Genomic DNA, 24,480 nt, shown 5'->3' on the forward strand with positions numbered 1-24,480 from the left:
GGTGGACGCCCCGACCGCAGAAACGCCGGCAGGGGCCCGACCCGCACTGCGGATCAGGCCCCTGACCTGGTGCTTCACTGTCGGGGTGGCGGGATTTGAACCCACGACCTCTTCGTCCCGAACGAAGCGCGCTACCAAGCTGCGCCACACCCCGATCGTCGCTGCTCGTCGCGGCGACGTCGTTTACTTTAGCCCACCGGTGGCCGGAGACGAAATCCGGTTTATCGGTGGCGGCGGAGCGGGTCCGGGCGGATGTGGTCCAGGGCTACGAGGAGTACGGCCAGGGCGTAGAGGGCGAGGCCGATGAGGAGGGCGTTGCCCAGGACGATCTTGTAGCCGTGCTGGTCGACGTCGAGGAAGGGGTACAGATAGCGGTCCTGGGAGCCGGGGTCGAGCAGCGCGCCGCGGGTCAGGGAGAAGGCCAGGTAGGCCAGGGGGTACAGAAGCCAGACAGGGGCCTGGCGCAGGTGCAGGCGGCCGGCGGGGGTGAGGAGGAGCCAGTCCAGGATCGCGGCCACCGGTACCGCCGTGTGGAGGATGTGGGTCGCGGCGGTCTGCCAGGCCGTGCCGGTGCCCTCCGGCGCCGCGAAGGGGCTCGACGCGTGGGCCAGGAGCGAGTGGTGGACCAGGGCCGCGGCGAGGACGTAGAACAGGGCCGCGCCCGTGAGGGCGCCCGGCAGTGGGTGGTGGGCGGACCAGGCGCACCGCGCGGAGACGAGCATGGCCAGCGCCAGCAGGGTGCCGCTCTGGATCGTGAAATGGCTCAGGGCCGTCGCGGGCGCACCGCCGGTGAGCAGTTCGATCCCTACGCCGGTGAGAGCCAGCAGGGCGATCAGGCCGCGGAAGACGGCGACCGCGCGACGGCGGGCCGGGATCAGTACGGCGCGGGCCGGTACGACGGTGGGCGGCAGGACGACGTGGCCCGGGATCGGGGGGAGGTCCGGGATGTCCCTGGGTATCGGGGCTGTCATGGCCTCAACGTAGACAGGCCGGACATAGCGGGCTATATGGGTGGGCCGTGTGGGTTACCCCCGGGGCTACCCCCCCCCGGTGCCCCGTGCCCCGGTGCCCCGGCGCCCTGGTCCCTCCCCCTCCCAGACCCTCTCCCCTCCCCGGGACCCTCAGTGCTCCCGGCCCACCAGCGTCAGCAGTGTCGCCTCCGGTGGGCAGGCGAAGCGGAACGGGGTGTAGCGGTTCGCGCCGCAGCCGGCCGAGACGTGGAGGTAGGAGGTGTGGCCCCCGGACGTGTGCGTGGACAGGCCCTTCACGCGGTCGGTGTCCAGGTCGCAGTTGGTGACCAGGGCGCCGTAGAAGGGGATGCACAGCTGGCCGCCGTGGGTATGGCCGGCCAGGATCAGGGGGTAGTCGTCCGCCGCGTAGGCGTCCAGGACGCGCAGGTACGGGGCGTGCACCACGCCCATCGAGAAGTCGGCCGCGCCGGACGGGCCGCCGGCCACCTCCGCGTACCGGTCCCGCTTGATGTGCGGGTCGTCCAGCCCCGTCAGCTCCACCGACACGCCCTCGATCTTCAGCGAGCCGCGGGTGTTCGTGAGGTTCTGCCAGCCCGCGGCGTCGAACCCGTCGCGCAGGTCCTCCCACGGGTTGTGGACGGCTCCCACCACCGGCGGGTTGCCGTTGAGGCCGTGGCGGCCCTGAACCTTCTCGAGCAGGTACCGGGCGGGGTTGCGGGGCCTGGGCCCGTAGTAGTCGTTGGAGCCGAAGACGTAGGCGCCCGGGAACTCCATCAGGGGGCCCAGGGCGTCCAGGACCTCGGGAACGCCCTCCGGGTCGGACAGGTTGTCGCCGGTGTTGATCACGAAGTCGGGGCGCAGCCCGGCCAGCGAGCGCAGCCAGCGCTGCTTCTTGCGCTGACCGCCGACCATGTGGATGTCGGAGACCTGGAGTACCCGCAGGGGCCGCATCCCGGACGGGAGGACGGGGACCGTCACCCGTCGGAGGCGGAAGGAGCGGGGCTCGATCCCTGCCGCGTAGATCAGACCGGCGGTGCCAACCGCCGTCATTCCCAGGGGTACTCCGTATCGCGCGCGCATACGTCCATCGTGTCAGAAGCGGTGGGGAAGCGGCGCTGGGAGGCCGTCCGCGGCGGTGGGAGGCCGTCCGCGGCCGCCTTCGCCGGGGGCGCGGAAATCAGCGGGCGTCTTTCCTCCCGCACCTGCGACAATCAGGTCCATGACCACGCTCAAGTCGAAGCTGCACGACGACCTCAACTCCGCGATCAAGGAGCGCGACGAGCTCCGCTCCTCGACGCTCCGGCTGACGCTGGCCGCGATCACCAAGGAGGAGGTCGCGGGGAAGCAGAAGCGCGAGCTCTCCGACGACGAGGTGCAGAAGGTGATCACCCGCGAGGCGAAGAAGCGCCGTGAGGCCGCCGAGGCCTTCGCCCAGGGTGGCCGCGCCGAGCAGGCCGAGCGGGAGAAGGCGGAGGGCGAGGTGCTCGCCGCCTACCTGCCGAAGCAGCTGTCCGACGACGAGCTGAACGCGATCGTCGCGCAGGCCGTCGAGGAGGCGAAGGCGGTCGGTGCCGAGGGCCCGCGTGCCATGGGCGCCGTGATGAAGATCGTGAACCCGAAGGTGGCCGGGCAGGCCGAGGGCGGCCGGGTCGCCGCCGCGGTCAAGAAGCTCCTGGCGGGCTGAGTACGTACGACGGCCGACGGCCGGGAAGCATCCGCATCCCGGCCGTCCTGTGCTCCCCGGTCGGCGGCAGAACAGCCGAAAGCCGGATTTCTACCCTTCCGTAACACGGGCATGGAAAGCGTGGAAGCAACCGCTTGCGCGCAGTTTTCTTTCCCTGGAACCTTTGCACCGGTCTGTTCACGGCGAAATTCGGCCTTCGGGTTTCCGTGGTGCCCGAGTCCTTCTCGTGGCCGCCCGGATGATCTAGGTTCCTACTGGTCAAGAGCAGTCCTGAGGGCTGCTGGGGTGGGAAATGTCGTTCTCGGGGGGGAATCAGGGCATGCCCGACCCCATGAATGCCGCGGTGACGGTGGCGCGGTGTGCGCCGACCTCTTCCGCCCCGCCTTCGAATTCCGGCGGCAGGAAGGGACCCAATGGCTGATGAGATGGTGCTCCGCGCCCAGAGATTCATCAACACCACATACGGGAACGGCGCCACCCTCGGCATTTCCAAACTGGAGGAGAACGGTCGCACGGGTTGGACCGTGATGTATGCCCTGACTCGGGCACTGCAGTACGAGATGGGTATCCCGTCGCTGTCGGACAACTTCGGTCCGACCACCCTCGCCACCATCGGAGAGAAGTACGGCAAGCTCGACGAGACCACCATCCCGTCGGCGAACTTCTGCCGGATCATCCAGTCGGCGCTCTACTGCAAGGGCTACGACGGCGGTGACATCGACGGAACCTACAACGACCGCGTCAAGGCGGCCGTGGCGAAGCTGAACGCGAACATGGGCGTCGGCGGCACCTATCCCGGCAGTTCCCTGTGGCCGAAGGTGGTCAAGGGGCTGATGAACATGGACGCCTACGTCACCGTCAACAACGGGTCGGAGACCATCCGGTCCATCCAGCAGTGGCTCAACGGCCGGTACGTGCTCCGCAAGGACTTCTACATCATTCCCTGCGACGGCCATCACTCCCGTGACGTCGCCAAGTCGATGCTCTTCGCCATTCAGTACGAACTGGGCATGGCCGACGGCGTCGCGAACGGGGTCTTCGGTCCCGGAACGCAGTCCGGCCTGAAGAGCCACACGGTGTCCACCGGCTCCTCCGGGGTCTGGGTGCAGTTGTTCACCGGGGCGATGGTCCTCAACAAGCGCCCGGTGTCCTTCACGAGTTCGTACACGTCCTCGCTGGCCTCCAGCGTCAGTACGTTCCAGTCGTTCATGAAGCTCGCCGTGAACGGTCAGGGAGACTTCGAGACCTGGGCCGCCCTGCTCGTCTCCTACGGCGACCAGAGCCGGGCGGGCGAGGCCTGTGACGGCGTCACGAAGATCACCGCCGCTCGGGCCCAGGCCCTGAAGGCCGCCGGCTACAAGTACGTCGGGCGGTACCTCTACAACCCGTCCACCACGTCGCTCCCGGAGAAGGAGATCCAGCCGGGCGAGCTGGCGACCATCAAGGAATACGGGCTGCGCTGCTTCCCCATCTACCAGACGTGGGCGCGCTCGGTCGACTACTACAGCGTCGAGCAGGGCGTCACCGACTGCATGACGGCGTCGTTCAAGGCGGAGGAACACGGGTTCAAGCCCGGCACGCGCATCTACTTCGCCGTCGACTACGACGCGGTGGACGAAGAGGTCACCTCGTACATCCTGCCGTACTTCCAAAGCGTCAGGGACGAGATGAACCGGCTGGGCAGTCCCTACAAGATCGGGGTCTACGGGCCGCGCAACGCCTGTTCCCGGATATCCGCGGCAGGTTACGCGGATGCCAGTTTCGTGTCGGACATGTCGTCCGGCTTCTCCGGCAACCTCGGATATCCGATGCCCGAGAACTGGTCCTTCGACCAGATCGTCACCAAGACGATCGGTTCCGGCAGCGGCCAGATCGAGATCGACAACAACATCGCCTCGGGCCGCGACACCGGGCAGGGCGACTTCTACCCCGCACCCTCCGAGAAGCTCGACATCGGCTTCGACATCGATCTCCTGCCCGCTCTGCTGCAGGAGATCCAGGCGTACATGGCGAGCATCGGCAAGCCCGGCGGGGAGCGCATCTACACCCTGCAGGAGTGCCTCGAAACGATCATCAGCCACGACGCGGCGATCACCTCGGGAGCCCGCAGGTACCGGATGCGCAAGGCGCTCATCCAGACCTCGGCGTTCTGGGAGTTCTGCCACTACAGCATCAAGGACCTCACCGAGGACGCCGGTGTGACGCTCTACCACACCGGGATCATCCCCGACTGGGCCAAGGACCTCCCCAAGGTCGAGCAACTGGTCGACAGCAGCACCGGCATCGCCAAGATCTCCGGCCGCACCTGCATCCTGGCGCGCAACAACTCGATCCGCGCGGGGCTGCTGGAAGGCACCATCCTCGACGCGACCGACGAAGACGACCGCTGGGCCATGTGGCAGAAGGTCAACCAGGACAACGTGTTCAACCTGAGCACCGTGCCGCACATGCACATCTGGGGCGCCGACGGAAAGGCGGGCGATCACGCCGAGACCCCGATCCGACGCCCCGCGCTCGACTACACCGAGACCGAGATCTACGAGGTGCTGCGCCGGTACCAGGGCTTCGGCACCGAGGCGGAGGCCCACGCGCAGGAACGCATGCCGCTCTACGCGATCTTCGAGAAGTACAACCTCGCCATCCGCGGGGTCTGACGCGCGTGATCACGGCAGCCGATCCCTGGCAGGGCCACGACGACACCGTTCTCTTCACGACGCTCCTCACGGCGACACCGACGCTGATCGCCCTCCTGGCGTATCTGTGCTCCCGGTTCACCGCGCGGGCCCGCCTCCACCGCACTGCGGCCAAGGTGACGCGGGACGTCTCCCTGACGGCGGTCGCTGCGGGCCTCGCCGTCTACCTGTGGGGCCTGCTCGACCTGCTGTTCCTGGGGGACCAGGAGCAGGCGCAGGAGTGCGAGCGGCAGCGACCCGAAGGGGCGGTCCTGGTGGGCCGCAGAGGGGACTTCGTCCCGCTGCGGCTCGTCTGCGAGGTCTCGGACGGCCGTGACTACTCCGTCGTCGTCCCCGGCTACATCAATCCGACCCTCACCGTTCTGCTGGTGCTCGCGCTCCTCGGTGCCGCGGTTTCCGCTTTCCTGCACCACCAGCAGCGCACGCCGACACAGAAGAAAGGATGAGCCGTTGAACAACTCCGGTATTCCCCGCCGCACCACTCTCCTCGCCGCCGCCGGTGCCACCGCCGCCGCGAGCCTCACCACCACCGGCCTGCTCGCGTCCCCGGCCGCCGCCGCCGGGCCGCAGCCGGTCAGGAACGACGCGTTGAAGGAGGCGCTGCGCCGCGCCAAAGCGCGTCATCGCCGACTGCGTACGGGCCGGCCCTCGGCCAACGGGTGGGAGATGCAGAACGCCGTCGACGCCGACGGTGCCGTCGTCACCTGCCCGGTGCCGGGCACCGGGCTGACCGTCCGGTTGCGCATGGGCGACACGCAGACGGTGCTGGTCCATGTGATCCGCCGCTTCCACTACGAGGTGGACGCCCTGGGTGCCGGCACCGGGCCCGGAGCCCTGGAGGGGTGGACGGCGCCGTCGGCGGTGCGCGACGCCCGGCGGCCCGAGTCGAACCTGGCGTCCGGTACCGCCGTCGTGATCAGGCCGGGTTCCTATCCGGCGGGTGTGCGGGACGGTTTCACCGGGGCCCAGGTGCTGACCCTCCGGGACATCCTCGCCGACACCGAGGGCGTCGTCCGGTGGGGCGGCGACGACCGCCACCCGTACGAAGGGCTGTTCTACCTCGACGTACCGCCGGACGACGCGCGGCTGGGACGCGTCGCCGCGAAGATCCGCTCGTGGAACGAGGCCCCGGGTGCGGGTGCGGGTGTGGTCCCCGACGTGACGGAACCCTCCCGTCGCCGCCGGGCCGAGCGCAACCGCTGACGGACCGGTCGGCCCGTCACGGATTGCGGGAGGGCGTCCGCTCCAGCGGATGCCCTCCCGTTTCGTACGGCGGGCGCATGGCGCGGAGCAGGCCCAGCTCCTGGGCCCGCGCTCCCAGGGCCACGCGCCCGTTGGCCCGCAGCTGCTCCATGAGCCGCTGGACCCTGCGCTGTACCGTGCGGTGTCCCACGCCGAGTCGCCGGGCGATCGAGGCGTCACTGAAGCCCGCATACAAGAGATTCAGAATCTTTCGGTCGTCGTCGCCGACGGCGGAAAGGTCGACGCAATTCTCCGGTCTGGCGGTCAAAAGAACCCCGATGTGATGTGCGGCTGTTATGCGCGGTCCATTTTAAGTGAACTCTGTCGCACGGGGAAGACGGATAAATGAAAGATGAGCGACAAAAGGGCGGAACGATGGAATTCCATCGTTCCGCCCCACCGCTGCGGCGCCGTCGTCGCGGCGACCGTGGGCCGGCTCAGTACCAGGGGGTGCAGCTCTGGTCGCCCGACGGGTCCTCCACGCAGGCCCGCATCATGTGGGTCGAGGGGTTGTGGTACATCGGGGTGCGCGTCCAGTAGTAGTTCGTCCCGCCGGGAATCTTGGCGGTCCAGCCCGAGGCGCCGCCCTTCTTCAGGCCGAGCCGCCAGTAGCACTCGGACTGGTCCTTGGTGCAGCGCTGGACGTACACGCTCCAGTCACCCTCGTTGGAGCCGCTGATGTAGTGCAGCCGCGCCCAGCTGTACTGGTCGCCGTCGGTCTTGCCCCACCGCAGCTCGTACAGGAAGGAGCCGCCGAGTTGGTACGGCCCGTACGGGCTGACCGGTCCGGTCTGCCACGACTGGATGTTCGGGTCGTGCCCGTCGCAGCCGAAACCGGAGCACGCCTGGGCGCTCGCCTGTGCCGAGCCGGGGAGCATGAGGACCAGGGTGAGAGCGCTGATCAGTGCGCCGAACGTCGCGCCGATCCGTGTGCGAAGTTTCATTTCCCCTCCGTGGTGCAGCAATGAAAGGCACCCGGTGGCGGGGCCAGACGCGACTATGTCACGGCATCGCGCGAACGGAATGGCTCTCTCGTCGGCTGGCGTAATCACGTCGAATAGGTTTGGAAACAAGGCGAACGGTCCCTCCCCCGATTCGGGGAAGGGACCGTTTCGTCCTGGCCGTGCTTGTGCCGGTGGGGCGAGTCAGCGTCGCCCGCCCGGCCCGTTGCCCGGGCCCTGGATCAGATTGCCCGGGAAGCCGCCGTCCGGCCCACCGTTTCCGGTGCCGCCGTTGCCGGTGCCGCCGTCGGTCAGGCCGCCGATGAAGCCGTCGTCGTCGCCGTTGTTCCCGTCGTCGGGCTTCTCCTTGTCGCGGTCCTTGTTCTTGTCCTTGTCCTTGTTCTTGTCCTCGTCCGGGATGTCGACGAGGTTGAACGAGGGGGAGTCCTTGCCCGCCAGGGCGCCGGTCATGGCGTCCTTCCAGATGGGGCCCGGGACCGCGCCACCGAAGACCAGATCGTGGTACTGCCCGCCGATCGTGATGTTCTTCATCTGGACCTGCTGCGAGGCGCTGCCCACCCAGACGGCGCCGGACAGGTTCGGCGTGTAGCCGACGAACCAGGCGTTCTTGCGCTCGTCGGTCGTACCCGTCTTGCCGGCGTTGTCACGGTCCGTGAGCCCGGCCGCCTTGCCGGTGCCGGAGTCGACCACACCCTGCAGCAGGGTGCTGACCGTGTCCGCGGTCTTCTCACTCATCGCGCGCGAGCACGTCGACTTAGGGACGTCGAGCGACTTCTGCTTGTCGCCGATCTTCTGGGTGATCGACTCGATCACGATCGGTGTGCAGTACATCCCCCGGGAGGCGAAGGCGGCGTACGCGCTCGCCATCGTCAGCGGGGACACGCCCTTGGACCCGAGGGAGATGGCGGGGACTTCCGGAAGCTTCTCGCCGCTGCCCTGCACGACGTGCAGGGCGTCCGTCATCTTCATCACCGGGCACAGCCCGATGTCGGCCACCATCTGGACGAAGTAGGTGTTGACCGAGAGGGCCATCGCCTTCTTCAGCCGGTACGGGCCGACCTCCGACTCGCTCTCGTTGGGGACCTTCTCGCCGGCCGTGTTGAGCCAGGGCTTCCCACTGCACGTCTGCACGGGCTCGGGGTAGGGCATCTCGTACGGGGACGAGTACTCCTGCGTGGGCGGGCGCCCCTCCTCGAGCGCGGCCGCCGCGACGAAGGGCTTGAACGTGGAACCGGTCGGGAAGCCGTAGTTGGAGCCGCCCGCGGCGTGGCCGACCGAGTAGTTGATCTCGGTCTCGTTCTTGCCGTAGCCGTAGGGCTTGGACTGGCCCATCGCGAGGACCTTGCCGGTGCCCGGCTCGACCAGCGTGCTCGCGGCGGCGACCGAGTCCGACTGGTTCACATGGTCCTTGAGCGACTGCTGGACCGACTCCTGGGCCTGCGGGTCGAGCGTCGTGCGGATGGTCAGGCCGCCCTGGTTCCAGACCTTGGCCCGCTCCTTGCGGGTCTTGCCGAAGACCGGTTCGCTCAGGAAGACCTCGCGCACGTAGTCGCAGAAGAAGCTCGCGTCGTTCACGGCCGTGATGCAGCCGTTCTTCGGCTTGCTGACCTTCAGCCCGAGCGGTGCCTTCTTCGCCTTCTCGGCCTGGGCCGGCGAGATGTCGCCGACCTGGGCCATGCGCGTCAGGACGACGTTGCGCCGCTTGGTGGCCTCCGCCTCGTCGTTGACCGGGTCGTACCGGCTGGGCGACTGGACGATGCCGGCCAGGAGGGCGGCCTCCTGGACGTTGAGGTCCTTGGCGTGCTTGGAGAAGTAGCGCTGGGAGGCCGCCTCGACCCCGTAGGCCTGCTGGCCGAAGAAGGTGATGTTCAGGTAGTTCTCGAGGATCTTCTTCTTGCCCAACTCCTCCTCGACCTGGATCGCGAGCTTCAGCTCCTGGATCTTGCGGCCGATGGTCTGCTGGGTGGCCTGGGCGACCTTCGTCGGGTCGTCTCCCGCCTCCTCCACGAAGACGTTCTTGACGTACTGCTGGGTGAGCGTGGACGCGCCCTCGGAGACCCCGCCGCTGCGCGCGTTCTTGTTGAGGGCGCGCAGCACACCCTTCAGGTCGACCGCGCCGTGCTCGTAGAAGCGCGAGTCCTCGATCGCGACGATCGCCTTCTGCAGGTACGGCGAGATGTCCTTGAGGTCGACCACCGTGCGGTCGCGGGAGTAGACCGTGGCGATGGTGCCGCCCTCGGCGTCGAGGATGGCGGTGCGCTGGCTCAGCGGGGGAGTCTTCAGGTTGGCCGGGAGGGCGTCGAAGCTCTCCACCGACCCCTTGGCCGCCAGCCCCAGCGCACCCACGGCGGGCAACGCGATGCCGGCCAGCACTGCTCCCGCGAGCACACTGACACCGAGGAACTTGGCGGCCTGTTGCGTTGGCGACAGACCACCGCCCGAGCGCTTCTTTGGCATGGAGGCAGCCTACGTTCTCATTCGCCGGACACGCGTATATGCCTTGGCCTAAGCTGCACTCAACTGTCACAGCAGTGAGGCCACGTATCAATACGTCCGGCGACCCCGAATCGTTCCGGATCCGCTCGAATTTTTTCCGAGGGGGGCTCCGCTGGGGGCGCGTTGGTGTGTACCGGCGCGTGCCACGGCGTGGGGAGTGCGTGTCCGAATCCGCCTTGTGTGTCAATCGGTGTCCGTTGTGGCGCAACAGAGATGACCCGTATGTCGGGATCGTCGCGCATGTCGCCAGCTCACTCCCCCGGGTGATCTGCCGCTTACCCATAGTCCGTTCGGGCCATTCAAGATTGGGCCCGAAGGGGGTGTTGCGCTGTGCCCACCTTCCGTAACGTCCTCAACTGGCGGCGGTGAATATGCCGCTGCCGCCGTGGGGGAGCCTCGATTCGGGAGAGGACGGCGCCGGTATGGGCTGGGTAACCGACTGGAGTGCGCAGGCCGCCTGCCGCACTACCGATCCGGACGAACTGTTCGTTCAGGGAGCAGCGCAGAACAGGGCCAAGGCGGTGTGCACCGGATGTCCGGTGCGGACCGAGTGCCTGGCCGACGCGCTCGACAACCGCGTCGAGTTCGGCGTGTGGGGAGGCATGACGGAGCGGGAGCGCCGCGCACTGCTGCGCAGGCGGCCCACCGTGACGTCCTGGCGCCGGCTTCTGGAGACGGCGCGGACGGAGTACGAACGAGGGGTCGGCATCGTGCCCCTCGACGACGACGAGGTGTACGAGAACTACGCGGCCGTGGGCTGACCCCCACCAGGGCCCAGGGGCCCGAGGGCTGGCTCAGGCGCCCGGCTCGGGCAGCTCGGACCGGCCGACAGCCAGGCGTGCCCCGATGTCCCGCAGCCCTGCCAGGTCGTGCACGTCGCCGGGCAGCGCGGCCACCTCGGTGACCGCCACCTCGGGATGACGCGCGGTGAAGCGGTCACGTGTGCGCTGCTCGCGGGCGAGCAGGTGCATGCGTTCGGCGTGCAGTCGCAGCAGACCGGCGGTGAGGGTGTCGACGGACCGCTCCGGCGCGTCGGGAGCCTCGGAGGCGGTGTCGGTGGCCTCCGAAGAGGGGTCGGGAGCCTCGGGAGAGGCGTCGGAGGCCGAGTCGTCGGGGACGGAGTCGGCCGGTCCTGAACTGCCGTGCGGATCGGGAGAGTTGCCGGGAGAGGTACGAAGTCCAGCTTTCCCGCCGTCCTGATCCACAATGCGGGGATCCTCAAGATTTTCCGCGGCGGCGAGCGCCCGCTCGGCCGACAGCCGTGCGGCACCGCTGCCGTGGACCCGGTTGAGCACCAGACCGGCCAGCGGCATGTCCTCGGCGGCCAGCCGCTCCACGAAGTACGCGGCCTCGCGCAGTGCGTCCCGCTCCGGGGCCGCGACCACCAGGAACGCCGTCCCGGACGCCTGGAGCAGCTTGTACGTCGCGTCCGCGCGGGTACGGAACCCGCCGAACATCGAGTCCATCGCGGCCACGAAGGTCTGCACGTCCTTCAGGAACGGCCCGCCCAGCACCTTCCCCAGGACGCCCGTCATCATCGACATGCCGACGTTCAGGAACTTCATGCCCGCCCGGCCGCCGACCTTCGCCGGGGCCAGCAGGACGCGGATCAGCTTGCCGTCCAGGAAGGAACCGAGGCGCTTGGGGGCGTCCAGGAAGTCCAGCGCCGAGCGGGACGGCGGCGTGTCGACGACGATGAGGTCCCACTCGTCCTTCGCCCGCAGCTGCCCCAGCTTCTCCATCGCCATGTACTCCTGCGTGCCCGCGAAGCCGGCCGACAGCGACTGGTAGAAGGGGTTGCCCAGGATCGCCGCCGCCCGTTCGGGATCCGCGTGGGACTCGACGATCTCGTCGAAGGTCCGCTTCATGTCGAGCATCATGGCGTGCAGCTCACCGCCCGCCGAGTCGTCGACGCCCTTCACCCGGCGCGGGGTGTTGTCGAGGGAGTCGATGCCCATGGACTGCGCGAGCCGCCGGGCCGGGTCGATGGTGAGGACGACCACCTTGCGGCCGTGCTCGGCCGCGCGCAGGCCCAGCGCCGCCGCCGTGGTCGTCTTGCCGACCCCGCCCGAACCGCAGCACACCACGATGCGGCTCCGCGGGTCCTCCAGCAGGCGGTCGACGTCGAGCACGCGCGCGGGGGCCAGGCGGCGCGCGCCCTCCTGGTGGCGGGCCGGGTCGTCCGGACTCATGCGATCCCCTGCTTCCGCAGCTCGGTGGCCAGTTCGTACAGGCCCGCCAGGTCCATGCCCTCCGCGAGCAGGGGCAGTTCGGGCGTCGGCAGACCCAGCTCGGCGAGGACCGCCCGCTGCTCCTGCTCCAGCGCGTACCGCTCGGCGTACTCCCCGGCCTGGGCCAGGAGCGGGTCCACCAGCCGTTCGGCGTGCCCGCCCCGCCGCGCGCCGCCGAGCCCCGCCCCGGCCAGGGACCGGGCCACCGCCGTACGCGGTGTCTCCCGTACGAGCTCCAGGTCGGTGGCGTCCAGGGTCTGGGGCCGGACCATGTTGACGACGACCCGGCCCACCGGGAGCCGCGCCGTCCGCAGCTCGGCGACGCCGTCCACGGTCTCCTGGACCGGCATCTCCTCCAGCAGCGTCACCAGGTGCACGGCGGTCTCCCGCGACTTCAGCACCCGCATCACGGCCTGTGCCTGATTGTGTATGGGGCCGACCTTCGCGAGCCCGGCCACCTCGTCGTTGACGTTGAGGAAGCGCGTGATGCGGCCGGTCGGCGGGGCGTCCATGACGACGTAGTCGTACACGAACCGTCCCTTTTTGTCCTTGCGCCGGACCGCCTCGCACGCCTTGCCGGTCAGCAGGACGTCCCTGACCCCCGGCGCGATGGTCGTCGCGAAGTCGATCGCGCCGAGCTTCTTCAGGGCCCGTCCGGCGCTGCCCAGCTTGTAGAACATCTGGAGGTAGTCCAGCAGGGCCAGTTCGGCGTCGATGGCGAGGGCGTACACCTCCCCGCCCCCGGGAGCGACGGCGATCTTCCGCTCCTCATAAGGCAGCGCCTCCGTTTCGAAGAGCTGCGCGATGCCCTGGCGGCCCTCGACCTCGACGAGAAGCGCGCGCTTCCCCTCGGTGGCCAGGGCCAACGCGAGGGCCGCGGCCACCGTGGTCTTACCGGTACCGCCCTTGCCGCTGACGACCTGGAGCCTGCTCACGTATTCGAGCGTAACCAGTCCGCGCGCCGAGTACTCCGGAGGCTGTGGACAACGTCGCCGCGGCCGGCGCGCCGAGGGGCCCGGACAGCGGCTGCGGAGGTGCCCCGGCCAACGGCTAGAGTCGGCCGCATGACCAAGTGGGAATACGCAACCGTGCCGCTGCTCGTCCATGCCACGAAGCAGATTCTGGACACCTGGGGCGAGGACGGCTGGGAGCTCGTCCAGGTCGTGCCCGGGCCGAACAACCCCGAGCAGCTCGTCGCCTACCTCAAGCGGGAGAAGCAGGCATGAGCGCCGTCGAGGCGAAGCTCGCCGAGCTGGGTCTGACGCTGCCCGAGGTCGTCCCGCCGCTGGCCGCCTACCAGCCGGCCGTGCAGTCCGGCCCGTACGTCTACACCTCCGGCCAGCTGCCGATGCTGGGCGGCAAGCTTCCGGTCACCGGCAAGGTCGGCGCCGAGGTCACCCCGGACGAGGCCAAGGAACTGGCCCGCACCTGCGCGCTGAACGCCCTGGCCGCCGTGAAGTCCGTCGCCGGTGACCTCGACCGCGTCGCGCGTGTCGTCAAGGTCGTCGGCTTCGTCGCCTCCGCGACCGACTTCACCGGGCAGCCCGGCGTGATCAACGGCGCCAGCGAACTCCTCGGCGAGGTCCTGGGCGACAAGGGCGTGCACGCCCGCAGCGCGGTCGGCGTGGCGGTCCTCCCGCTGGACGCGCCGGTGGAGGTCGAGATCCAGGTGGAGCTGGTCCAGCCGTAGCGGACGCCGGGTGCGGCGCGCGTTGCCAGCCCGGCAACAAAGCTCGCACCCGCCGCTCCGACCTCGCAGGATCGGTTCCACGCCCCGTACGGGGCGGGAGCCGGCCCCGGTCGGTGGTCCCGGCCCGTACCGGGGCCGTACCGACCGTATGCGCCAGGAGGAACCATGCCGCAGCCGCCCGTGACCGACCAGCAGGCCGACCAGCCCGTCCACCGCCTGGTGCCCTCGCCCGCCGGCCGGATCCATCTGGTGGAGCAGGGCAGCGGGCCGCTGGTCCTGCTCGTGCACGGCTTCCCGGAGTCCTGGTACTCCTGGCGCCACCAGCTGCCCGCGCTGGCCGCCGCCGGGTTCCGTGCCGTCGCCCTCGACGTGCGCGGCTACGGGCGCTCCTCGCGGCCGGACGCCGTCGAGGCGTACCGGATGCTCGACCTGGTCGAGGACAACGTCGCCGTGGTGGAGGCCCTGGGAGAACGTTCCGCCGTGGTCGTCGGCCACGACTGGGGCGCGAACATCGCCGCCCACTCCGCGCTGCTGCGGCCGGACGTCTTCCGCGCGGTGGGCCTGCTGAGCGTGCCGTACACCCCGCCCGGCGGCCCGAAGCCCAGCGAGGTCTTCGCCGGCATGAGCGACCCGGCCGGGCCCTTCGGCGGGCAGGAGTTCTACGTCTCCTACTTCCAGGAGCCCGGCCGTGCCGAGGCCGAGATCGAGCCGGACGTACGCGGCTGGCTCGCCGGCCTCTACGCCGCGCTGTCCGCCGACACCATGCCCGGTCCGGAGGAGCCCGACCCGCACTTCGTCGCCCCCGGCGGCAGGATGCGCGACCGGTTCCCGGCCGCCGGGCGGCTGCCCTCCTGGCTGACCGAGTCGGAGCTGGACGTCTACGCCGGGGAGTTCGAGCGGACCGGCCTGACCGGCGCCCTCAACCGCTACCGCAACATGGACCGCGACTGGGCCGACCTGGCCGCCCACGAGGGCGCCCCGATCACCCAGCCGTCGCTGTTCCTCGGCGGCGGCCTGGACGCCTCCACCACCTGGCTGTCCGACGCGATCGAGGCGTATCCGGTCACCCTGCCCGGCCTGCGCTCCTCGCACGTCCTCGACGGCTGCGGCCACTGGCTCCAGCAGGAGCGCCCCGAGGAGACGAACCGGCTGCTCACCGAGTGGCTGACCGGCCTGCCCTCCTGACGCCCACCCGGCCCCGGGGGCCACTCGAACATCCGCCCGTCACCGGATAGCCTCCGGCCATGGCGAATGGTCAGGCGAATGGTCAGTGGTACCCACCGGAATGGCCGGACCGCATCCGCGCGCTGGCGGCCGGCACCCTCACCCCGGTCACCCCGAGGCGCGCGGCCACCGTCATGCTCCTCAAGGACACCGGCACCGGGTCGGGACCCGTCGTCCACATGCTGCGCCGCCGCACCTCCATGGCGTTCGCCGGGGGCGCGTACGCCTATCCGGGCGGCGGGGTCGACCCGCGTGACGACGACCGCGCCATCGGCTGGGCGGGCCCCACGCGCGCGTGGTGGGCGGACCGGCTCGGCGTCGCCGAGGCGGGCGCCCAGGCGATCGTCTGCGCGGCCGTACGGGAGACGTACGAGGAGGCCGGCGTTCTGCTCGCCGGTCCGACCGGCGACTCGGTGGTCGGCGACACGACGGGCGGGGACTGGGAGGCCGACCGGGCCGCCCTGGTCGACCGTGAGCTGTCCTTCGCGGAGTTCCTGGACCGCAGGGGCCTCGTCCTGCGCTCCGACCTGCTGGGCGCCTGGGCGCGCTGGATCACCCCGGAGTTCGAGTCCCGGCGCTACGACACGTGGTTCTTCGTGGCCGCGCTCCCCGAGGGGCAGCGCACGCGCAACGCGTCCACGGAGGCCGACCGCACGGTGTGGATCACCCCGGCGGACGCGGCGGCCGGGTACGACAAGGGCGAGCTGCTGATGATGCCGCCCACCGTCGCGACCCTGCGCGGTCTCGCGGAGTGCGGCACGGCGGCCGAGGCGCTGGCGGCGGCTCCCGGCCGCGACATGACACCGGTACTGGCCCGCGCGCGGCTGTCCGGCGACGAGGTGGTCCTCTCCTGGCCGGGACACGACGAGTTCACCAAGCACGTCCCGAGTGCGGCGGCGGCACCGGCGACACCTTCCGACCCGACCGGGGGAGCTCCCGCATGACGGACGCAGCAGCACTGCCCGGACAGCCGCGGGGCGGTGTCCTGTCGGGACCGGCCACCGCGCGCGCGGTGAACGTCCTGGCGCCCAACGCCTCGGCGATGACCCTGGACGGCACGAACACCTGGATCCTCGCCGAACCCGACTCCGACCTGGCCGTCGTCGTCGACCCGGGCCCGCTGGACGACGCCCACCTGCGCAACGTCGTCGACACGGCCGAGCGGGCCGGCAAGCGGGTCGCGCTGACGCTGCTGACGCACGGTCACCGCGACCACGCGGAGGGTGCGGCGCGCTTCGCCGAGCTGACCCGCACGAACGTACGGGCACTGGACCCGGCGCTGCGGCTGGGCGACGAGGGGCTGGCGGCCGGTGAGGTGATCGGGGTCGGCGGCCTGGAGCTGAGGGTCGTACCGACCCCGGGGCACACGGCGGACTCCCTGTGCTTCCATCTCCCGGCCGACCGGGCGGTCCTGACGGGCGACACCGTCCTGGGGCGCGGTACGACGGTGGTGGCCCACCCCGACGGCCGTCTCGGCGACTACCTGGACTCGCTGCGCAGGCTCAGGTCGCTCACGGCCGACGACGGGGTGCACACGGTGCTCCCGGGGCACGGGCCCGTCCTGGAGGACGCCCAGGGCGTCGTGGAGTACTACCTCGCCCATCGCGCCCACCGCCTCGCCCAGGTCGAGACGGCGGTGGAGGACGGCCACCGCACGCCGGGCGAGGTCGTCGCCCACGTGTACGCGGACGTCGACCGCTCCCTGTGGCCGGCGGCGGAGCTGTCGGTGCGGGCGCAGCTGGAGTACCTGGGCGAGCACGGGCTCATCCAGCCGCGCGACTGAGGCCGGTCAGCGGGAGCGCTTGGCCAGCCGCTCCACGTCCAGCAGGATCACCGCGCGGGCCTCCAGGCGGAGCCAGCCGCGCTGGGCGAAGTCGGCGAGGGCCTTGTTGACCGTCTCGCGGGACGCGCCGACCAGCTGGGCCAGCTCCTCCTGCGTCAGGTCGTGCACCACGTGGATGCCCTCCTCGGACTGCACGCCGAAGCGGCGGGACAGGTCCAGCAGGGCGCGGGCGACGCGGCCGGGGACGTCCGAGAAGACCAGGTCGGACATGGCGTCGTTGGTCTTGCGCAGACGGCGCGCGACGGCACGCAGCAGTGCGGTGGCCACCTCGGGCCGGACGTTCAGCCAGGGCTGGAGGTCGCCGTGGCCGAGGGCCAGCAGCTTGACCTCGGTCAGCGCGGTGCCGGTCGCCGTGCGGGGGCCCGGGTCGAAGAGCGACAGCTCGCCGATCAGCTCGCTGGGGCCGACGACGGCCAGCATGTTCTCGCGCCCGTCGGGGGACGTGCGGTGGAGCTTGACCTTGCCTTCCGTGACCACGTAGAGGCGGTCTCCGGGGTCCCCCTCGTGGAACAGGGTGTCGCCGCGGGCGAGGGTCACCTCACTCATGGAGGCGCGGAGCTCCGCGGATTGCTCGTCGTCGAGCGCCGCGAAGAGCGGGTTGCGCCGCAGAACGTCGTCCACGAGTTCTCTCCTTGTCGACCGGCTCAGAGGATCTTGTTCCCCCGGTGTACCAGGGGTCCGTGGTGCCCATTTTGCCGGACAGTCCAAACAGTGTGATCTGTCACAAGGATGCCGCACTGATGTCCTGGGGTACGCGGCAGGGGTCCAATTGGACGCCGATCTTCGAGGTCCGGGGCGGATGTCGGTGCCGGGTCGTAGGCTGGCCGGGTGTCCAAATCGCCGGTGAGAGCACAGGCCTAGGGGGCTGCGCGGGTGAGTGTACGTCGCGATTCCGCTGTGGGCGAACAGGGTCCCGATGGCGGTAGGAAAACGGCGAAAGCGACAAAGAAGGCAGTGCCTGCCAAGAGGGTGACTGCGGAGAAGGGTGCCGTGAAGAAGAGCGCCGCGAGCAAGGAGTCCGCCGCGACCGAGAAGAGCGCCGGGAGCGAGAAGTCTCCCGTGAAGAAGACCCCCGCGGAGAAGGCCACTGCGGCCAAGAAGTCCGCCGCGAGCGAGAAGACCTCCGCGGCGACGAAGACCTCCGCGGCCAAGAAGACGTCCGCAGGCAAGAAGGCGAGCCCCGCGAAGAAGGCCGCGCCCCTCAAGAGGCAGGCGCCCGCCAAGAAGCCCGCCGTCGTCCCGAAGAAGGCCGCCGCCGCCGTCAAGGGCGTCGCCCCGGCGAAGACCGTCGCCCCGAAGCCGCCGCGCGGCGAGTCGCGCACCGCGCTGGTCCGCCGCGCCCGCCGTATCGACCGCGAGCTCGCCGAGGTCTACCCGTACGCCCACCCGGAGCTGGACTTCGAGAACCCGTTCCAGCTGGTCGTTGCCACGGTGCTGTCCGCCCAGACCACCGACCTCAGGGTGAACCAGACGACGCCCGCCCTGTTCGCCAAGTACCCCACCCCCGAGGACCTGGCCGCCGCCGTCCCCGAGGAGGTCGAGGAAATCCTGCGACCGACCGGCTTCTTCCGGGCCAAGACCAGGTCGGTCATAGGGCTGTCCAAGGCCCTGACGGAGGACTTCGGGGGCGAGGTCCCCGGACGCCTCGAAGACCTCGTCAAGCTGCCCGGCGTCGGCCGCAAGACCGCCTTCGTCGTGCTCGGCAACGCCTTCGGCCGCCCCGGCATCACCGTGGACACGCACTTCCAGCGTCTGGTGCGCCGCTGGCAGTGGACGGAGGAGACCGACCCGGACAAGATCGAGGCCGCCGTCGGCGCGCTCTTCCCGAAGAGCGACTGGACCGACCTCTCCCACCACGTGATCTGGCACGGCCGCCGCATCTGCCACGCCCGCAAGCCCGCCTGCGGCGCCTGCCCCATCGCCCCGCTGTGCCCGGCGTACGGCGAGGGCGAGACGGACCCGGAGAAGGCGAAGAAGCTGCTGAAGTACGAGAAGGGCGGCTTCCCGGGGCAGCGGCTGAAGCCCCCGCAGGCCTACCTGGACGCGGGCGGGAAGCCGGCACCGCCGCTGGGGGCCGGGTGACGGAACGATCTCGGGGGCGTCGGGCGTTGGAGTCGGCAGGACGGGGGTGGAGATGACACGGGCGAGCGACACGCAGGGCCCCGCGAGGGGTCACGCCGGGAGCGTGATGCTCAGCAAGGAGGGTCTGCCCGGCTGGCTGGACCCGGTGGTGCGGGCCGTCGAGACGGTCCGGCCCACCCAGCTGAGCCGGTTCCTGCCGCCGGCGGACGGCGCGGGCCGCCAGTCCGCCGTCCTGATCCTGTTCGGCGACGGCACCCGCGAGGGCGAGGCCGGCCGTGGCCCGGAGCTGCTGCTCATGGAGCGGGCCGGCTCCCTGCGCTCCCACCCCGGCCAGCCCGCCTTCCCGGGCGGTGCCCTCGACCCGGAGGACGGCGATCCGCGCGGTGACGGCCCGCTGCGGGCCGCCCTGCGCGAGGCCGAGGAGGAGACCGGGCTCGACCCGGCCGGCGTCCAGCTCTTCGGGGCCCTGCCCAAGCTCTACATCCCGGTCAGCGGCTTCGTCGTCACCCCGGTGCTGGCCTGGTGGCGCGAGCCCACCCCGGTCGGCGTCGTCGACCCTGCCGAGACCGCGCGCGTCTTCACGGTCCCCGTGGCGGATCTCACGGACCCCGCCAACCGGGTGACGACCATCCACCCCAGCGGTCACCGAGGTCCGGCATTCCTGGTCGAATCGGCGCTCGTGTGGGGCTTCACCGCCGGCATCATCGACCGGTTGCTGCACTTCGCGGGCTGGGAGCGGCCGTGGGACCGGGAGAAGCAGGTCCCGCTGGACTGGCGCGCATGACAGGGTGGCCTGCGTACCGCAGACGACAAGACGAGGCCTGAATCGGTGAACGTGCTGGACATCCTGTTGCTGCTGGCCGCCGTCTGGTTCGCGATCGTCGGCTTCCGCCAGGGCTTCGTCGTCGGCATCCTGTCGGTGATCGGCTTCCTCGGCGGCGGTCTCGTCGCCGTCTACCTGCTTCCGGTGATCTGGGACGCGCTGACGGACAACGCGGAGGTGAGCACCACCGCCGCCGTCGTCGCGGTCGTGGTCGTCATCGTGTGCGCCTCCGTCGGGCAGGCCCTGACGACCCATCTGGGCAACAAGCTGCGCCGCTACATCACCTGGTCCCCGGCCCGCGCCCTGGACGCCACCGGCGGCGCCCTGGTCAACGTCGTCGCCATGCTCCTGGTCGCCTGGCTGCTCGGCTCCGCCCTGGCGCGGACCACGATGCCGACGGTCGGAAAGGAGGTGCGGCAGTCCACGGTGCTGGCGGGGGTGCAGCAGGTGCTGCCCGCCGGTGCCGACAACTGGTTCGACAGCTTCACCTCGGTCCTCGACAAGAACGGCTTCCCCCAGGTCTTCAGCCCGTTCTCCAACGAGTCGATCCCCGACACGCTGCCGCCGGACCCGACCCTGGCGAACAGCCCGGTCGCCGCCGGCGCCAAGCGGTCCATCGTCAAGGTCATGGGCACCGCCCCCGACTGCGGCAAGGTCCTGGAGGGCACCGGCTTCGTCTTCGCCGACCGCCGCGTCATGACCAACGCCCACGTCGTGGGCGGCGTCGACGAACCCACCGTGCAGATAGGCGGCGAGGGCCGGAAGTACGACGCGACGGTCGTCCTCTACGACTGGGAGCGCGACATCGCCGTCCTGGACGTGCCGGAACTGGACGCGCCCGCCCTCCGGTTCGCCGACGAGGACGCGGAGGGCGACGACGGCGCCATCGTCGCGGGCTTCCCGGAGAACGGGGCGTACGACGTCCGTGCCGCGCGGGTGCGCGGGCGCATCACGGCCAACGGACCGGACATCTACCACCGCGACACCGTCCGCCGGGACGTCTACTCGCTGTACGCGACGGTCCGTCAGGGCAACTCGGGCGGCCCGCTGCTGACGCCCGAGGGCGAGGTGTACGGCGTGGTCTTCGCCAAGTCCCTGGACGACCCCGACACCGGGTACGCGCTCACCGCGGACGAGATCCGCGAGGACATCAGCAAGGGCCGCACCGCCAGTCAGCAGGTGGACAGCGACAGCTGCGCGCTCTAGGCCCGCGCCCCCCGTGCCCGGGAGGCGTCGGGGCGTCGGGGCGGTGTCTCAGGTCCGCGGATGGCGCAGGCGTACGGAGACCCAGCGGGCCCGGCGGCGCAGGATGCGCGGAATGCCCACTCGAAGGTCCGCACCCGCGAGTTGCGGGGTGCCACCAGGTCGGTGGGTACTGCTCACGCCGCTCGTGGAGCGGCCGTCGCGTGCTACGTCACTGTAGTCGTGCGTCCAGCCCATACCGGGACGTGTGCCCCCGCCCCAAGGTCGATAACCGCTTCTGGTGCGCCCAATTGGCCTATGCGTCGGGCAAGTGGCCGTTCGTAGGACAAGCGTTCCGGTTCGGATACCGGGCGCGTCCGTTCGGTGACCGTTCGCTCACCGAACGGTCATCGATCCGGTTCGGGATCCTTCAGCCAGTTGATCAGTTCGGTGGAGAAAGCGACCGGATCCTCTTCGTGCGGGAAGTGCCCGAGCCCGTCGAACAACCGCCAGCGGTACGGCGCTTCGACGTACTGCCCGGACCCGGCGGCACTCCGCGTCCGCAGCACGGGGTCCAGGGAGCCGTGCAGGTGCAGGGTCGGCACGCGCACCGGCCGCTTCATCCGACGGTAGAACTGGATGCCGTCCGGCCGGGCCAGGGAGCGCACCAGCCAGCGGTACGGCTCGACCGAGCAGTGCGCCGTGGAGGGGATGCACATGGCGCGCCGGTACGCCGTCACCGCCTCGTCGTCGAGGAGCCGCGGCCCGGACCAGTCGTGGAGCAGCCGGCCAACCAGCGCGCCGTCGTCCGCGGTCAGTTGACGCTCCGGCACCCAGGGGCGCTGGAAACCCCAGATGTAGGATCCCGCCCGGCTCTGGCGGACGTCCCCGAGCATGGCCGAGCGCCAGCGCCGGGGGTGCGGCATCGAGGACACCGCGAGCCGGCGCACGAGCTTGGGCCGCATCGCGGCGGCCGTCCAGGCCAGGTAGCCGCCGAGGTCGTGACCGACCAGCGCGGCGTCCGGCTCGCCGAGGGAGCGGACCACACCGGTGATGTCGAGGGCGAGGCCCGCGGGGTCGTAGCCGCGCGGGGTGCGGTCGCTGCCGCCGACGCCGCGCAGATCCATGGCGACCGCGCGGAAACCGGCGTCGGCGAGCGCCACCAACTGGTGCCGCCAGGTCCACCAGAACTGCGGGAAACCGTGCAGCAGCAGCACCAGCGGTCCGTCGCCCAGCTCGGCGATGTGGAAGCGGGCGCCGTTGGCCGCGACGTCCCGGTGGGTCACCTCGGGCCCGCCCGGGATGCCGAGGCGCACGACCGAGGTGGGGTGGGGGCGCTGCGGCGAGGGGGATTGCCCCGAAGGGGTGCTGGAGCCCGTCATGAGGTCGAGCGTGCCACAGCCTCGATCGCTTCGGGGGACCGGTCCGCGGGCAGTTCCGGGCGCGGGTGCGGCTTGGCGTTCTGGAGCACGCCCGCGGACTGCTTCACCGAGGCGGCGACCTTCTGCGGACCGCGGCCCTTCTTGGCCTTCTTCGCGAAGACGATGCCGATCAGCGCGAGGAGGCCCGCGATCAGGACGTTGGCCGCGAAGGAGAGCAGGAAGCAGACCGCGAGGTTCCAGTGGCTCCAGGTCCTGATGCCGTAGGCCAGCGCGAAGCTCAGCATCGGCAGCGAGAACACCAGGAGCAGGCCCGCGGCGGAGAACGCGCCGCCGCTCGTCGCCCCACGCTTGACGTCCTGCTTCAGCTGCGCCTTCGCCAGCGCGATCTCGTCGTGCACGAGCGCCGACATTTCGGTGGTCGCCGAGGCGAACAGCTGGCCGATGCTGCGTTCGGTGCCGACCGGGCTGCCGTCGGGTGCGCTCATCGCGGTCTCCCTCTTCTGCTGGCTCATCTGAGTACGGTTCCGTCTTTTGTACCGTCTCGTCAGATCATGCCGGACGGTCGTCCTCATCGCCTGCCCCGCCCGCCACTTCGGCAAGCCGCGCCGACTCCATCTCCTCGGCGATCCGGCGGTGCTCGGCGGCCTTCCTCTCGTACACGGCGGCCACGCGCAGGTGGTACGCGGGGTCGTCCTCCTCGTAGACGTCCGGTACGCCGCTGAGGTCGTCGTCGCGCTCCTCCTCCGCGACCATCCCCCGGTACTTCGCGTTCCGTATCTTCAGCAGCACCGTCGCCAGGGCCGCCGCGATGAGCGAGCCGGTCAGGACGGCGGCCTTGACCTGGTCGGTCATCGCCGCGTCACCCTCGAAGGCCAGCTCGCCGATGAGCAGCGAGACGGTGAACCCGATGCCGGCCAGGGTGGCCACCGCGAACACGTCCGCCCACTGGAGGTCGTCGCTGAGCGAGGCCCTGGTGAAGCGGGAGGTCAGCCAGGTGCCGAAGAAGATGCCCAGCGTCTTGCCGACGACCAGCCCGAGTACGACACCGAGGGTCTCCGGCTTGGTGAACACGTCCGCCAGCGCCCCGCCGGAGATGGCCACCCCCGCGCTGAACAACGCGAACAGCGGGACCGCCAGGCCCGCCGACAGCGGGCGCACCAGGTGCTCGATGCGCTCGCCCGGGGAGTGGTCCTCGCCCTCGCGCCGGTGGCAGCGCAGCATCAGGCCCATCGCGACGCCGGCGATGGTGGCGTGCACGCCGCTGTTGTACATCAGGGCCCAGATCACCAGGCCGAGCGGGACGTACACGTACCAGCCGCGCACCCCCTTGCGCAGCAGCAGCCAGAAGACGACGAGGCCGACGACCGCGCCGCCCAGCGCGGCGAAGTTCAGGGTGTCGGTGAAGAAGACCGCGATGATCAGGATGGCGAACAGGTCGTCGACGACGGCGAGTGTCAGCAGGAAGGCGCGCAGCGCGCTCGGCAGCGAGGTGCCGATGACGGCGAGCACGGCGAGCGCGAAGGCGATGTCGGTGGCGGTCGGCACGGCCCAGCCGGACAGGGAGCCGCCGCCCGCGGTGTTGGTGACCGTGTAGACCAGCGCCGGTACGACCATGCCGCACAACGCCGCCACCACCGGGAGCGCGGCGGCCTTGGGGTCCTTCAGGTCACCGGCGACGAGTTCGCGTTTGAGTTCGATGCCGGCGACGAAGAAGAAGATCGCCAGGAGCCCGTCGGCGGCCCAGTGCGCGACCGACAGGTCGAGACCGAGCGCCGCGGGGCCGAAGTGGAAGTGGCTGACGCTCTCGTAGCTGTCGCGCAGCGCCGGTATGTTCGCCCACACCAGGGCGGCGATCGCGGCGACGAGCAGCAGGACGCCGCCGACGGTCTCGGTGCGCAGCGCGTCCGCGAGGTAGGTGCGCTCCGGGAGGGACAGCCGTCCGAAGGCCTTGCGGGGGGTGTGGGGCGCGGTCACG

General features: G+C 70.5%; 25 protein-coding genes and 1 tRNA gene. 13 read left to right on the forward strand and 13 right to left on the reverse strand.

Annotation, left to right across the window (positions count from 1 at the left end):
• Positions 1–80: 80 nt before the first annotated feature.
• The 3 genes from BZZ08_RS24845 to BZZ08_RS24860 form a co-directional block, all read right to left on the reverse strand.
• Positions 81–154: transfer RNA gene (locus BZZ08_RS24845), tRNA-Pro, on the reverse strand.
• Between the two features lie 67 nt (positions 155–221).
• Complete coding sequence (locus tag BZZ08_RS24850; RefSeq protein ID WP_104634484.1) at positions 222–971, reverse strand: Pr6Pr family membrane protein; 750 nt, start codon at positions 969–971, stop codon at positions 222–224.
• Positions 972–1,121: 150 nt separating this feature from the next.
• Complete coding sequence (locus BZZ08_RS24860; protein ID WP_104634485.1) at positions 1,122–2,051, reverse strand: metallophosphoesterase; 930 nt, start codon at positions 2,049–2,051, stop codon at positions 1,122–1,124.
• Between the two features lie 139 nt (positions 2,052–2,190).
• Between BZZ08_RS24860 and BZZ08_RS24865 the strand changes: the two genes are divergently transcribed.
• From BZZ08_RS24865 to BZZ08_RS24880, 4 genes are all read left to right on the forward strand, one after another.
• Positions 2,191–2,655, forward strand: coding sequence for a GatB/YqeY domain-containing protein (locus BZZ08_RS24865; protein WP_104634486.1), 465 nt, complete (start codon positions 2,191–2,193; stop codon positions 2,653–2,655).
• A 413-nt stretch (positions 2,656–3,068) separates the two neighbouring features.
• Positions 3,069–5,309, forward strand: a complete 2,241-nt coding sequence (locus BZZ08_RS24870) for a glycoside hydrolase domain-containing protein (RefSeq protein WP_104634487.1) — start codon at positions 3,069–3,071, stop codon at positions 5,307–5,309.
• A gap of 5 nt (positions 5,310–5,314) precedes the next feature.
• Entirely contained in the window at positions 5,315–5,794 is a 480-nt protein-coding gene (locus BZZ08_RS24875) for a hypothetical protein (RefSeq protein WP_104634488.1), read from the forward strand.
• A 4-nt stretch (positions 5,795–5,798) separates the two neighbouring features.
• Positions 5,799–6,551 carry a hypothetical protein gene (locus tag BZZ08_RS24880; RefSeq protein ID WP_104634489.1) on the forward strand — a complete coding sequence of 251 codons (753 nt, stop codon included), beginning with the start codon at positions 5,799–5,801 and terminating at the stop codon, positions 6,549–6,551.
• A 16-nt stretch (positions 6,552–6,567) separates the two neighbouring features.
• Here the strand turns inward: BZZ08_RS24880 and BZZ08_RS24885 are convergent, their stop codons facing one another.
• From BZZ08_RS24885 to BZZ08_RS24895, 3 genes are all read right to left on the reverse strand, one after another.
• Positions 6,568–6,858, reverse strand: coding sequence for a response regulator transcription factor (locus BZZ08_RS24885; RefSeq protein ID WP_274543296.1), 291 nt, complete (start codon positions 6,856–6,858; stop codon positions 6,568–6,570).
• Positions 6,859–7,027: 169 nt separating this feature from the next.
• Complete coding sequence (locus BZZ08_RS24890; RefSeq protein WP_104634490.1) at positions 7,028–7,534, reverse strand: hypothetical protein; 507 nt, start codon at positions 7,532–7,534, stop codon at positions 7,028–7,030.
• 201 nt (positions 7,535–7,735) lie between these two features.
• Positions 7,736–10,009 (reverse strand): transglycosylase domain-containing protein, encoded by a 2,274-nt coding sequence (locus tag BZZ08_RS24895; protein WP_104634491.1) that lies wholly within the window; start codon positions 10,007–10,009, stop codon positions 7,736–7,738.
• Between the two features lie 461 nt (positions 10,010–10,470).
• Here BZZ08_RS24895 and wblA point away from each other — a divergent pair, with 461 nt between their 5' ends.
• The gene (gene wblA, locus BZZ08_RS24905; protein WP_011029097.1) at positions 10,471–10,809 is read left to right on the forward strand and encodes a transcriptional regulator WblA; all 339 of its coding nucleotides are present in this window, start codon (positions 10,471–10,473) and stop codon (positions 10,807–10,809) included.
• A gap of 33 nt (positions 10,810–10,842) precedes the next feature.
• On the opposite strand, the gene BZZ08_RS24910 is transcribed toward wblA, so the two are convergent.
• Together BZZ08_RS24910 and BZZ08_RS24915 are read right to left on the reverse strand one after the other, a co-directional pair.
• Positions 10,843–12,240, reverse strand: a complete 1,398-nt coding sequence (locus tag BZZ08_RS24910) for an ArsA family ATPase (protein WP_104634492.1) — start codon at positions 12,238–12,240, stop codon at positions 10,843–10,845.
• On the reverse strand, positions 12,237–13,214 hold the full coding sequence (locus BZZ08_RS24915; protein ID WP_104634493.1) for an ArsA-related P-loop ATPase: 978 nt from the start codon (positions 13,212–13,214) through the stop codon (positions 12,237–12,239). Before BZZ08_RS24915 ends, BZZ08_RS24910 begins: the two co-directional genes overlap by 4 nt.
• Before the next feature lie 129 nt (positions 13,215–13,343).
• Here BZZ08_RS24915 and BZZ08_RS24920 point away from each other — a divergent pair, with 129 nt between their 5' ends.
• From BZZ08_RS24920 to BZZ08_RS24940, 5 genes are all read left to right on the forward strand, one after another.
• On the forward strand, positions 13,344–13,505 hold the full coding sequence (locus BZZ08_RS24920; RefSeq protein WP_003975360.1) for a DUF4177 domain-containing protein: 162 nt from the start codon (positions 13,344–13,346) through the stop codon (positions 13,503–13,505).
• The gene (locus tag BZZ08_RS24925) at positions 13,502–13,969 is read left to right on the forward strand and encodes a RidA family protein (protein WP_104634494.1); all 468 of its coding nucleotides are present in this window, start codon (positions 13,502–13,504) and stop codon (positions 13,967–13,969) included. Before BZZ08_RS24920 ends, BZZ08_RS24925 begins: the two co-directional genes overlap by 4 nt.
• A 165-nt stretch (positions 13,970–14,134) precedes the next feature.
• Entirely contained in the window at positions 14,135–15,154 is a 1,020-nt protein-coding gene (locus tag BZZ08_RS24930; protein WP_104634495.1) for an alpha/beta fold hydrolase, read from the forward strand.
• A gap of 59 nt (positions 15,155–15,213) precedes the next feature.
• Positions 15,214–16,137: an NUDIX hydrolase gene (locus BZZ08_RS24935; RefSeq protein ID WP_104634496.1), complete on the forward strand. Its 924-nt coding sequence runs from the start codon at positions 15,214–15,216 to the stop codon at positions 16,135–16,137.
• On the forward strand, positions 16,134–16,976 hold the full coding sequence (locus BZZ08_RS24940) for an MBL fold metallo-hydrolase (RefSeq protein ID WP_104634497.1): 843 nt from the start codon (positions 16,134–16,136) through the stop codon (positions 16,974–16,976). Before BZZ08_RS24935 ends, BZZ08_RS24940 begins: the two co-directional genes overlap by 4 nt.
• Positions 16,977–16,982: 6 nt before the next feature.
• On the opposite strand, the gene BZZ08_RS24945 is transcribed toward BZZ08_RS24940, so the two are convergent.
• Positions 16,983–17,657 carry a Crp/Fnr family transcriptional regulator gene (locus BZZ08_RS24945; RefSeq protein WP_003975365.1) on the reverse strand — a complete coding sequence of 225 codons (675 nt, stop codon included), beginning with the start codon at positions 17,655–17,657 and terminating at the stop codon, positions 16,983–16,985.
• Between the two features lie 369 nt (positions 17,658–18,026).
• Between BZZ08_RS24945 and nth the strand changes: the two genes are divergently transcribed.
• The 3 genes from nth to BZZ08_RS24965 are packed head-to-tail and all read left to right on the forward strand — an operon-like array spanning position 18,027 to position 21,147.
• Positions 18,027–19,118 carry an endonuclease III gene (gene nth / locus BZZ08_RS24955; RefSeq protein ID WP_198601679.1) on the forward strand — a complete coding sequence of 364 codons (1,092 nt, stop codon included), beginning with the start codon at positions 18,027–18,029 and terminating at the stop codon, positions 19,116–19,118.
• Between the two features lie 52 nt (positions 19,119–19,170).
• Positions 19,171–19,902, forward strand: coding sequence for an NUDIX hydrolase (locus BZZ08_RS24960; RefSeq protein ID WP_104634513.1), 732 nt, complete (start codon positions 19,171–19,173; stop codon positions 19,900–19,902).
• A 45-nt stretch (positions 19,903–19,947) separates the two neighbouring features.
• Positions 19,948–21,147 carry a MarP family serine protease gene (locus tag BZZ08_RS24965; RefSeq protein ID WP_104634499.1) on the forward strand — a complete coding sequence of 400 codons (1,200 nt, stop codon included), beginning with the start codon at positions 19,948–19,950 and terminating at the stop codon, positions 21,145–21,147.
• Between the two features lie 48 nt (positions 21,148–21,195).
• Here the strand turns inward: BZZ08_RS24965 and BZZ08_RS39630 are convergent, their stop codons facing one another.
• From BZZ08_RS39630 to nhaA, 4 genes are all read right to left on the reverse strand, one after another.
• Positions 21,196–21,381 carry a hypothetical protein gene (locus BZZ08_RS39630; RefSeq protein WP_104634500.1) on the reverse strand — a complete coding sequence of 62 codons (186 nt, stop codon included), beginning with the start codon at positions 21,379–21,381 and terminating at the stop codon, positions 21,196–21,198.
• 149 nt (positions 21,382–21,530) lie between these two features.
• A complete protein-coding gene (locus BZZ08_RS24975; RefSeq protein WP_104634501.1) occupies positions 21,531–22,505 on the reverse strand; it encodes an alpha/beta fold hydrolase in 975 nt (324 codons plus the stop codon).
• A complete protein-coding gene (locus BZZ08_RS24980; protein WP_104634514.1) occupies positions 22,502–22,990 on the reverse strand; it encodes a phage holin family protein in 489 nt (162 codons plus the stop codon). The genes BZZ08_RS24975 and BZZ08_RS24980 overlap by 4 nt, the downstream gene beginning before the upstream one ends.
• 64 nt (positions 22,991–23,054) lie before the next feature.
• Positions 23,055–24,479 carry a Na+/H+ antiporter NhaA gene (gene nhaA, locus BZZ08_RS24985; RefSeq protein ID WP_104634502.1) on the reverse strand — a complete coding sequence of 475 codons (1,425 nt, stop codon included), beginning with the start codon at positions 24,477–24,479 and terminating at the stop codon, positions 23,055–23,057.
• Between the last annotated feature and the right edge of the window lies 1 nt (position 24,480).

The organism is Streptomyces sp. MH60 (assembly GCF_002939385.1).
GTDB lineage: Bacteria > Actinomycetota > Actinomycetes > Streptomycetales > Streptomycetaceae > Streptomyces.